Source organism: Congregibacter sp. (assembly GCF_045107095.1).
Classification (GTDB): domain Bacteria; phylum Pseudomonadota; class Gammaproteobacteria; order Pseudomonadales; family Halieaceae; genus Congregibacter.
Genome location: NZ_JBGCFU010000028.1, coordinates 1 through 9,850, shown reverse-complemented (window position 1 = coordinate 9,850; position 9,850 = coordinate 1). Strand labels below are relative to the sequence as shown.

General features: G+C 55.0%; 8 protein-coding genes and 1 pseudogene. 2 read left to right on the top strand and 7 right to left on the bottom strand.

The features are described from left to right. Both AB8B76_RS05570 and AB8B76_RS05565 read left to right on the top strand, forming a co-directional pair. A pseudogene (locus tag AB8B76_RS05570) lies at window positions 1-221 on the top strand (pyridoxal-5'-phosphate-dependent protein); the annotation flags it as partial. A gap of 48 nt (window positions 222-269) precedes the next feature. After that, entirely contained in the window at window positions 270-1,673 is a 1,404-nt protein-coding gene (locus tag AB8B76_RS05565) for an L-serine ammonia-lyase (protein ID WP_405271023.1), read from the top strand. A gap of 78 nt (window positions 1,674-1,751) precedes the next feature. Here the strand turns inward: AB8B76_RS05565 and AB8B76_RS05560 are convergent, their stop codons facing one another. The 7 genes from AB8B76_RS05560 to AB8B76_RS05530 all read right to left on the bottom strand — a co-directional run. Beyond that, the gene (locus tag AB8B76_RS05560; protein ID WP_405271022.1) at window positions 1,752-2,435 is read right to left on the bottom strand and encodes a DUF4956 domain-containing protein; all 684 of its coding nucleotides are present in this window, start codon (window positions 2,433-2,435) and stop codon (window positions 1,752-1,754) included. A gap of 4 nt (window positions 2,436-2,439) precedes the next feature. Further along, window positions 2,440-3,036, bottom strand: coding sequence for a thiamine biosynthesis protein ThiC (locus AB8B76_RS05555; protein ID WP_405271021.1), 597 nt, complete (start codon window positions 3,034-3,036; stop codon window positions 2,440-2,442). A 23-nt stretch (window positions 3,037-3,059) separates the two neighbouring features. After that, entirely contained in the window at window positions 3,060-5,180 is a 2,121-nt protein-coding gene (locus AB8B76_RS05550; protein ID WP_405271020.1) for an alpha-galactosidase, read from the bottom strand. Next, on the bottom strand, window positions 5,177-6,601 hold the full coding sequence (locus AB8B76_RS05545; protein ID WP_405271019.1) for an SLC5 family protein: 1,425 nt from the start codon (window positions 6,599-6,601) through the stop codon (window positions 5,177-5,179). The genes AB8B76_RS05550 and AB8B76_RS05545 overlap by 4 nt, the downstream gene beginning before the upstream one ends. Further along, entirely contained in the window at window positions 6,598-7,605 is a 1,008-nt protein-coding gene (locus AB8B76_RS05540) for a UDP-glucose--hexose-1-phosphate uridylyltransferase (RefSeq protein ID WP_405271018.1), read from the bottom strand. Before AB8B76_RS05540 ends, AB8B76_RS05545 begins: the two co-directional genes overlap by 4 nt. After that, window positions 7,602-8,762, bottom strand: coding sequence for a galactokinase (gene galK / locus AB8B76_RS05535; protein ID WP_405271017.1), 1,161 nt, complete (start codon window positions 8,760-8,762; stop codon window positions 7,602-7,604). Before galK ends, AB8B76_RS05540 begins: the two co-directional genes overlap by 4 nt. Continuing rightward, on the bottom strand, window positions 8,755-9,850 hold a 1,096-nt coding region (locus tag AB8B76_RS05530), incomplete at its 5' end, for a beta-galactosidase (protein ID WP_405271016.1). The genes AB8B76_RS05530 and galK, both read right to left, overlap by 8 nt.

The window sequence follows — 9,850 nt, the reverse complement described above, 5'->3', positions numbered from 1 at the left end:
TCCTAGCGGGAGGGCTTGTGGTATCAGAGTCGGAGGTTAAAGCGGCGATGCGCTACGCCTTTAGAGTGCTAAAGCTGGTTGTAGAGCCTGGCGGAGCTGTGGCGCTGGCGGCGCTGCTCTCCGGTAAACTTGATGCACGCTACCAATCGGTGGCGGTGATGCTCAGTGGAGGTAATGTTGACCCTCGTATGTTTGCCCAGATTCTTAACGACGATAGTTAATGCTATGACCTTGATAAAATATCTTCCGGAAGTTTTTGAGGTTGTAACGTGAGTGTCAGCGCCTTCGACTTGTTTAAGGTGGGCATAGGCCCATCGAGCTCTCATACCGTCGGGCCAATGGTCGCCGCAAATCGTTTTGTCGTGGAACTGAGGGACGAGAGCGTTCTTGACTCAGTGTCTGGTTTAAAGGTGGAGCTCTTTGGTTCCTTAGGTGCGACAGGCGCTGGCCACGGTTCACCCAAGGCGATAATTCTGGGTCTGATGGGTGAGCTTCCCGACACCGTTGATGTAGATAGCATCGCCACCCACGTCGATCGAGTGAGGAATTCCCAGGAGCTATCCTTACTGAACAACAAAACAATTGCCTTCAGCTACCGCGATGATTTGATTATGCATCGTAGCGAGTCACTGCCTTATCACGCGAACGGCATGCGCTTTACGGCGTTGAATGCGGATGCGGATACGCTGATGACTCGTGTTTTCTACTCTGTGGGTGGCGGCTTTGTTGTAGATGAGTCAGCAGCTTCAGGGGAGGAGCTTATTGTCGACGACCCTAGGCCGTTGCCTTACCCCTTTAGCACAGCGGACGAGCTTCTCGCGCAATGTCGAGAGCATGGTTTGTCTATAAGTGCATTAATGATGGAGAACGAAAAGGCTTGGCGTAGTGAAGATGAGATTCGCAGCAACTTATTGGAGTTGTGGTCGGTCATGGACGCCTGTATCGAACGCGGGTGCGGTACCGAGGGCATTATGCCCGGCGGTCTTAAGGTGCGGCGGCGCGCGGCGCAGTTGCACCGCCAACTGAAGAGTCAATCCAATAACTTTGGGGATCCCTCGTTAAACACCATGGACTGGGTGACTCTCTATGCGCTTGCGGTGAACGAAGAGAACGCTGCGGGTGGTCGGATAGTCACTGCGCCCACCAATGGAGCAGCGGGCATTATTCCCGCAGTGCTCAAGTACTACCTGACGCACTGTCAGGGTAGTAGCGAGAACGATATCTGCCGTTATCTGCTAACCGCCGCTGCCGTCGGGATCCTTTACAAGATCAATGCCTCTATTTCTGGCGCTGAAGTAGGCTGCCAAGGCGAAGTAGGGTCTGCATGCTCAATGGCCGCAGCGGCTTTAGCGGATGCGCTGGGGGGCACACCGGCTCAGGTAGAGAACGCGGCTGAGATTGCGATGGAGCACAACCTCGGTTTGACCTGCGATCCCATCGGTGGTCTTGTCCAAGTGCCTTGCATAGAGCGAAATGCGATGGGGGCTATCAAAGCTATTTCCGCGGCGCGTATGGCCCTCAGAGGCTCCGGTGAGCATTATGTTTCCCTGGATCAGGTCATCAAAACCATGCGCGATACGGGTCGTGACATGCAGGATAAATACAAAGAAACTGCTCGGGGTGGTCTGGCTGTGAACGTACTTGCGGTACCCGTCAACTTTGTTGAGTGTTAGAGGAAGGCTTGCATTGCAGTCCACATGCTTTCTAATCTTTCATGGAAGCATCAAACGCTCCCCGATAGGCCGCGCTCCTTACTCTCGCAAACGCTTCGCTAGTTTCGCTGCGGCCGCATCATGGCGGGCGTCATCGATGGGATTACGCCCATAGTCGATGAGCCAAAGAACTGCATTGGTGAGAGTGAAGATCAGGGTCATGACGAGCGCCACGCCCATAAAACCGACGCCCGCTGCTAATCCGACGCAGATAGCAACAAAAATGTAGATACCATCAATCGCTTCAGGAAGACTGACTCTAAAGCGCACCGCCGCCACAAGCGCGGCGAGGCCGAAGGCCAATGCGAGACTGTTCTGAATCAACAAAACGACTGCTGTTGCCGCTATGGGTAACAGAATGAGCGCTCGCACGAATGCCTTGGACGGTCCTGCGTCGAAGCGGGTGGCGGTGTAGGTCCAGGTCACGGGAATCATCACCAGAATTGTTGTTATCAGCGTGCTGGTCAGGAACAGTATCGATGTGAAGAACACCTCGGGAGTGATCGATCCTGACGCGGTGCTGGTATCCAGTAACTCCCGTGGCAGCCGGACCGAGGTCTCTGTAACCTCAAAGTCTTTTCGATCGTGGGCGTCGTTGCCGCTGAAGGGCATGTACAGCAATGTTTCTGAGTTAGCGAGCAACAGCGCCGCGATCACTGACAATAAAATCGCATAGTAGACGACGAGTCGCGTGATCAGCTGCCCTGGCGTTATGTTGTGCACGACTCTAGCCTCGCGCGGCGCTGGTTAGACACAGTGCCAGCAGTAATGTCGCTGCAACTCCGGATCCGCCGGCGACGGCGGACGGCATGAACCCGTCACGTCCCAGCACAATCACGGCTCCATTAGCTACCAAGGCAACAGCCCCAAGAGCCGCTGTTAAGCCCCCTAATGCTGCAGCGCCCGCTTTTAGCTTCGCCATGCCGAAAATGATCGCGGCGAGACCTAGCAGCAGCTTTGCCGCGTAATAAACCATGAAGGAGAAGGCAACCACGGCTCCGGCGGCTGGTGCCAGTCCTTCGACTTGACCTGCAGCTTCACGAAAGGGTCCGAACATCGTGAGACCAACGCTGACTTGCACGACATTGAGCACGGCGCTGAATGCAATGGCCGACCATCCCACATGAAAACTTTTGGTCTGCACCATGCCCGCACCTGCGTAGGCTGCCAGAACTGTAAATAGCAGGCCCTCGATTCCCCAAAGCAAATGCCGGGGCACCTTGAGCTCTGCTATGTACAAAGCGGTGTAGATCGCCTGTGTGATCGCCAGAGCCAAGAGCAGGCCGGCGGCGACCTGGGCGGTGCGTAAGGTATTGGTTTCCATGATTACTTCCCTTGAGCGTTAAGTTACCAGTCTTGATTCGGCCGCAACTGAATGAGAGCACAGTGCCCAAAGCGCAGGAAAGGCGTTTTCAGGCCGACCTGATGCAGGGTGTCACCAGACACGGACACTTTACCACCGCGATGCCAGTCGTTGCTGAGCTGAACGAAGTCAGCATCCTCAGGATTCAGTAACTCCAGATCAAAACGAGTGTTTGCAACACACGATGGTAGCCGAACAGTGGGTGGCTGCGCGTGTGCAGGATAGGCTCTTCGCAGAACAAACAGCAGGCCTCGACTGTCGTCGTTGTTGTAAACCAGCAGCGATTCCAGGCCGGGTTCTAATTCATCCAGATAGTGAAAATCGGCGTTCGCGAGGCTGCTTCGTTCAGCCTTGTAGAATGTCGTCCAGCGTCGTAGCGTTGATTGATCGCTGTCGCTGAGTACTTTGGGATTGAGTTCCAGTCCCATATGCCCCAGTAACGCGATAATGCAGCGTGTCGATAGGGGAAGCTTCGCGCCAGATGTTGAGGACGGACTGGCGCCCACATGGGTGCCCAATAGCTGTGGAGGGAACACCGTGTTGGCGTGCTTCATGATCAGGAAGCGTTGCAACGGGTCCATGCTGTCGCTGGGCCAGATTCGATCGCAATGGGCGAGGGCGCCCGCATCGGTTCTGGCTCCGCCAGCAGCACAGGACTCAATGGCAATAGTAGGATGACGAGCGCGAAATTCCGCAAGAATCGCGTACCAAGCGAGCGTCATTGCATAGGGAGTCGAGGTGCCTCCAAAACCGACTTGGGCGTAATCTCTGTTCATATCCCATTTCAGATAATTGGGATCACAGTCTTTCACAAGTCGATCGAGGCAGTGAAGGATGTGTTCATGCACATCGGGTACGCACAGATTGAGTAAGTATTGTCTGCGCCCCGATACCGGCGCATACCCTTCCGCACTTATGATCCAGTCCGGATGTTGTTGAGCGACCTGAGAGTCCATGGTCACCATTTCCGGCTCGATCCACACTCCAAACGACAGTCCGAGGCTCTGCGCATGCCTTGCAATAGGCCCCAGGCCCGAGGGATAGCGCTCTGAACAGGGGGTCCAATCCCCCAGTCCACGACCAATGTCATTGCGCCCTTGCATCCACCCATCGTCCAGCACAAAGCGTTCCGCACCGAGTGCATGCGCGGCATCAATGAGGGCAAGGGTGCTTTTAGCGTCGTGGGAGAAGTAGCTGGATTCCCAGCTGTTGAAGTGCACGGGCCTAATAGCGCCGATACCCGTACCTTTACGATGAAACCAGTACTGCTTGAATTGCTGACGTATTCCGTTAATCCCACGGTCGCTGAGGGCAAAAAGTGCGGATGGACTTTGCCATTGCTCACCGGGGGTAAGTTTAAGTTCCCCGGGCTGTAGTGCGACACCTGCCTGCAGGCTGTGGCCGAACGCAGGGGAGGGGTCGACGCGCAGCCTGTGATTACCGCTCCACTCCAGCGTTGCGAGTAACACGCTCTTTTGCTCGTCGCTGAATCCGCTTTCGCCGCAGACAAGCGTGGGAAAGTTCTGGTGGGAGCTGCGGCCTCGAGTGCTGCCGGTCTCGATCGCATGTTGACCAAGTGCTATACGCTCGCGCAGAAGTTCATTGGCCCAAAATCCCCCATAGCGCTCTAGGTCTTTATACGATGCGGGAAGTTGGAGATGCACGGACGCGAGCCAGTCGACATGCAGATCGGTATCGCTAGCGGTATTAACGATAGTGCACCGACTTGAGAAAACGCCAGAGGCGGTACTGCGAAATTCGATCTGTAGCTCCACTGCTGCCTGATCGTCGCGAAGTTCAATTTTTAGCGTGGACTCTGTTGCTACGGAGTTGAATACGCGCAGCTGGGTTAGCAAGGCATGATGGTTCCTGCGCGCCACGAGTGCCGGGTGTGCAGAAGACTGCCCATCCATTGTCGGAAAGCCTTCGGCGATCACTTCGCAATCCAGCTCGCCATGAGGCGTAGGTGCCTTTATGAGTCTTGGGATTTCATTGAGGTCGAGATGTCCAGGTAAGCGACTGCCGAGATAACACAGGGACAGTTGCTCACCGCCGCAATCGAGCACCAAAGTACTCGCGCCGGCATCAAGGCGACTAAGGGTCAAGCGGGGATCGCCTTTCCAAAAGACAGCTTTGCCTCGCCATTAAAAACAAAGCGGTTGGTGAGTAGGGCGACAGCGATACAGAAGAACAAAGTAACTGCCATGAGGTGAATATAGTGAATGGGCGTCCAGACAAAGGAGAACACAGCGTAGAGAGCGACGCCGCTTACCAAGGCTATGCCTGCAGCACCTGCGGCCACGCCACTGAAAACAAGCCCCACTATGAACACAGAGAGAATGGGCATGCTCAGTAGGCCGTTTAGCTGTTGCACCAGGTTGATGATGCTCTCCGCACCGTCGTAGATGGGTACGAGTAACAAAGAGCAGGCAACAAATGCGATAGATACCAGCACGTTGAGGCGATGCACGTTGGCTCCTTTGTTTACATAGGGCTCATGAAGATCAATAACGTAGAGCGTGGAGGAAGAATTTAGAACGCTGTTGAAGCTCGTAAGTACCGCAGCAACCATCATTGCCGCGAAGGTTCCCGATAACCAGCCGGGCAGTAGATCACCAACCAGAGTTCCAAAGGTGGCGTCTCCAATGTCCCCATACAGTTTGTAGGCGCAAATGCCGGGAATAACGATGATCGCAGGCACTATCAATAGTCGAATGCCCGCCGCGGCTAGTACACCTTTCTGTGCTTCTTTCACTGTCGGCGCGGCCATCGCTCTTTGGGTGATCGTCTGATTGGTGCTCCAGTAGAAAATCTGAATGAACAGCATGCCGGTGAACAACGTCGTCCACGGAATTGGTGAGTCGGGGCCGCCAATGAGCGTGAGTCGTTCAGCGGGGATACCTGAAAAGTCAAAGTTGATAGCATCCAAAGATAGCCACACGACGAGAAGGCTCAGGCTCAGCAGCCCAATACCGCTCAGCGTGTCAGAGACTGCTACCGCCCGAAGGCCGCCGAAGATCGCGTAGGATGATCCGAGGGCGGCTAGCGCGCAGGCAATAGTTAAAGTTGATGCCTCAAGTCCAAACATGGACTTGAGAAACAACGAACCTGTGTAGAGCATGATGGGTAGGTACAGAAAAATGTTGCCTAGTAGAAACAAAATGGAAACCAGAGAGCGCAGAGACTGTTTTCCGTAGCGCTTTTCAAGGAGTTCTGTGGTTGTCGTGCAGTTGTAGCGGTAGTAGATCGGTACAAAGACGAAAGCCAATATAAGGAGGCCCACTACAGCAGCCAGCTCCCACCAGGCCAACAAGAGCATCTGGTTGCCATTCATTCCAACCAGTTGATCAGTGCTTAGGTTCGTGAGCGTGATAGAGCCCGCAATGAAGTACCAGGAGAGTGTCTTGCCGGCCAAAAAGTACTCGGCATTGTCGTCGCCACTCCGAGGCGCCTTACGGCACTGTAAGTAAGTGAATACGGCTATCGCAGCGGTGATCGCGGTAAAGACGACGAACTGTGTGTTCATGATAGGACCTTGCGTAACTGCTCTGCTGCACGTTCGGGAGTTAAATCTCGTTGTGATTCGCCTAGCATCTCAAACCCCACCATATGTTTGCGCACCGTCGCGGAGCGCAGTAGAGGCGGGTAAAAATGTGCATGCAGTTGCCATGAGGCGTCATCAGTCGAGGAGGGGGATCCGTGCCAGCCCATGGAGTAGGGAAATGGGACAGAGAACAGCGCATCATAAGCACCAAGAAGTTGCTGTAAAACCGAGGCGAGCGACTGGCGCTGTGCCGATGTCAGATCCGGCATTGCGGCAACTGGGTTCAGTGGTAGCAGCAAGACTTCAAAGGGCCAGGTGGCCCACCAGGGGACTACGGCGATCCAGTGTTCGTTGCCACACACGACGCGTTCAGCTTTGGCTTGCTCCTTGAGCGCGTAATCAAGAAGTAATGAGCTGCCGTTCTCTTGAAGGTACAGCGATTGTTGTCGCTTCTCGACCGCGACTTCACTGGGCAGGGCGTCCAGAGCCCAGATCTGTCCGTGGGGATGGGCGTTGGAGCAACCCATCGTTGCGCCGCGGTTCTCAAAAATTTGAACGTGTTCAAACTGCTCGCCTAAGCTGCGCGTCTCGTCTACCCAGGTTTCGATCACAGCCAGTAGCTGTCTCTCTTCCATACGGGCAAGCGTTAAGTCATGTCTTGGGCTATAGCAAATCACTCGGCAGCGCCCCTGAACTCTCGCAGCAAGGAATAGTTCGTCGTCGGCAACTTCTGAATCCGCAAACTCTGAATCTGTGAGCAGTGCGGGAAAGTCATTGTCGAACACATAAACACCCGAATAGTCAGGATTTACCTTGCCTCCTGCGCGCTCGTTACCGGGACAGAGGTAGCAGTCTTCACTATAGGGTGGTTCGGGATTTGGAGTGTCTTCTACCTGTCCTTGCCAGGGGCGCTGATCTCTTTGAGGAGACACCAGTACCCAGCGATCGGATAGCGGGTTATAGCGACGATGGGGATGTACGCTCATATCCAGTCCCACGCCTGGGCGCCAGAAGCTGCGCTTACCCAGCGGATCACAGGCTCGCCGTACCCAGCGGCTTTAAAGCGTTGGGTGATACTCATCTCGAAGACCTTGGCGTTGTTGTGGGCTACAAAAGCTACCATGGATCCACCAAATCCGCCGCCGGTCATACGCGCGCCAAGTGCTCCGGCGTCCCGAGCGGCGTCTACCAGTGTGTCTAGTTCCTGACAGCTAACAGCAAAGTCACGGGACAGGCTTTCATGGCTGGCGTACATCAGTTGTCCCGCTGTTTCGATATCGTCTTTTTCTAATGCGGTCACGAATGACTGCACGCGATTATTTTCACTAAGCACATGTTGCGCGCGTTTTTTCACCGTAGCGTCCGATAATAGATTCAGGTTTTCTTGATCTGTATCCCGGAGGGACTTACCCAACACTTCTTGTGCCTCTTCAATTTGGGCGCGTCTCTCGGCATAGCCGCCATCTGCCAGCGCATGTCGTACACCGGAATCCACAATCGCTATGCGAACGTGGCTGGGTAGTTGGATGTTTTCAATACTCTGTTCGCGACAGTCGAGGAGCATCGCGGTATGTTCTTTTGCAAAGCTCACAGCAAACTGATCAAGAATGCCGCAGGGGACTCCCGCGAACTCATTTTCCGCTTGCTGACAAAGGAGAGCTCTGTCTTTTTTCGGGAGGATATGCCCAGTGACCGCTTCGATCAGCGCGGCGAAGCACAGTTCGAGTGACGCGCTGCTGGACAGACCCGCTCCCAAGGGGAGGTTGCCCCCAACAACGAGATCTAGTGCAGGGACCTTTACGCCGCGTCGCTCGTAGAGTGTTAGAACGCCCAGAAGATAGTCGGTCCAGTCTCCCGTGGGAGATCCAGCACACCCAAGCCGCAGTATTGCATCACCCTCCTGCGCGCTGAAAATGCGAATTACATCAGGGCTATCTGTTTGTGGAGAGGCCACTATCAGCGTGTAGAGGTTAAGGCCCATGGGTAAGGCGAAACCTTGGGAGTAGTCTGTGTGGTCGCCAATAAGATTCACGCGGCCCGGTGCTGCGGCAGCCCAAACAGCTTTGCTGTCACAGCGCTGCTCAAGCACCTGAATCAAGGGGTCGAAAAGGGCTTTTAAAGGATCGGTCACGGACTCACTCACGGGCGCTTTGCCATACCGCGTAGTCACCTTGAGCTAAGTTGCTCGTGCCGATAAGGCAGTTTGCACCTTCCTGTTCAAAGCGTTGACTCTCTGGCGAAAAATTAAAGACAAAAGTCAGTGATCCTCGGGTGCGAACACGCAAACTATTGGGGAGATGTTTAGGTTCAAGGCCTCGAGCCGAGAGCATTTCCCGCATTACCTGAGTGAGGAACGCGGTGGGTACGTGAGCATTGATGTAGTGGTGATTGTCGGTGCTGTACCAAAGGCCTGCATTGTCGTCACAGCGCATCCGTGGCTCTAAAGTCGAATCCACAGACTCATACCAGCGACGCGCCTCGTAGCTGTTTCCTTGGTAGCTAAAGGAGCGCACAGCGCCGCGGCGCATACTGTCTACCGCGAGTACGCGCAGAGGGATGAGGTCCTGTAGTGCACCGGGAGCCAGGGTTTCTGGTAGTCCACAATGCTCATCTCTGGAACCGCTGCGAGCGCCAATGAGGCAGCTTACTCCTGCATTTTTGGCTCGCGCTACGAACGCCCCATCTACCATGATCGTACCCGGGATAATTAAAAGTTCATAAGCTTCCAGTTCTGATTCGCTGTGGACGATGTCGAGATCCAGCCCCAGTGCGCGCGCAGCGCTGTAGTAATGAAAGGCACTCTCCAGTTGGTCCATACCGGGTGCATGGGGCTGGATCGTACTGGCCCAGCACGACGGGTAGTCAAAGAGCAGTGCGATAGGAGCTTGGGAAGCGGTGCTCGGCGAAAGGCTTCGTAGCTCTTTGGCCAGTCTGCTCACGGGACCCCACGCGGGCGCGGCCTCTCCTGTTGGCAGCCTTAAAGCCGCGTGCATCTGCTCCTGTGCACGGGGTAGCTGTTGATAGCGGAAGTAGCTCACAAACTCCGCGCCATGGGCTATCGCTTCCATTCCCCAAAATGCCGGTGCATTTTCTAAAGGCTGTGCATTGGACTCTGCCCAGTTAACGGGTCCCGGCTGTTGTTCCATTACCGCAAAGCGACCCCGCCCCACAGCGCGATACAAATCGTGATGAAAGGCTGCCCAGTCGGGGTGGCCGATGCGTCGGTATCGT

Excerpts from the sequence above, each read along its gene's own strand:
- AB8B76_RS05555 (WP_405271021.1), bottom strand. The coding sequence starts at position 3,036 with ATGGAAACCAATACCTTACGCACCGCCCAGGTCGCCGCCGGCCTGCTC.
- AB8B76_RS05540 (WP_405271018.1), bottom strand. The coding sequence starts at position 7,605 with ATGAGCGTACATCCCCATCGTCGCTATAACCCGCTATCCGATCGCTGG.
- AB8B76_RS05545 (WP_405271019.1), bottom strand. The coding sequence starts at position 6,601 with ATGAACACACAGTTCGTCGTCTTTACCGCGATCACCGCTGCGATAGCC.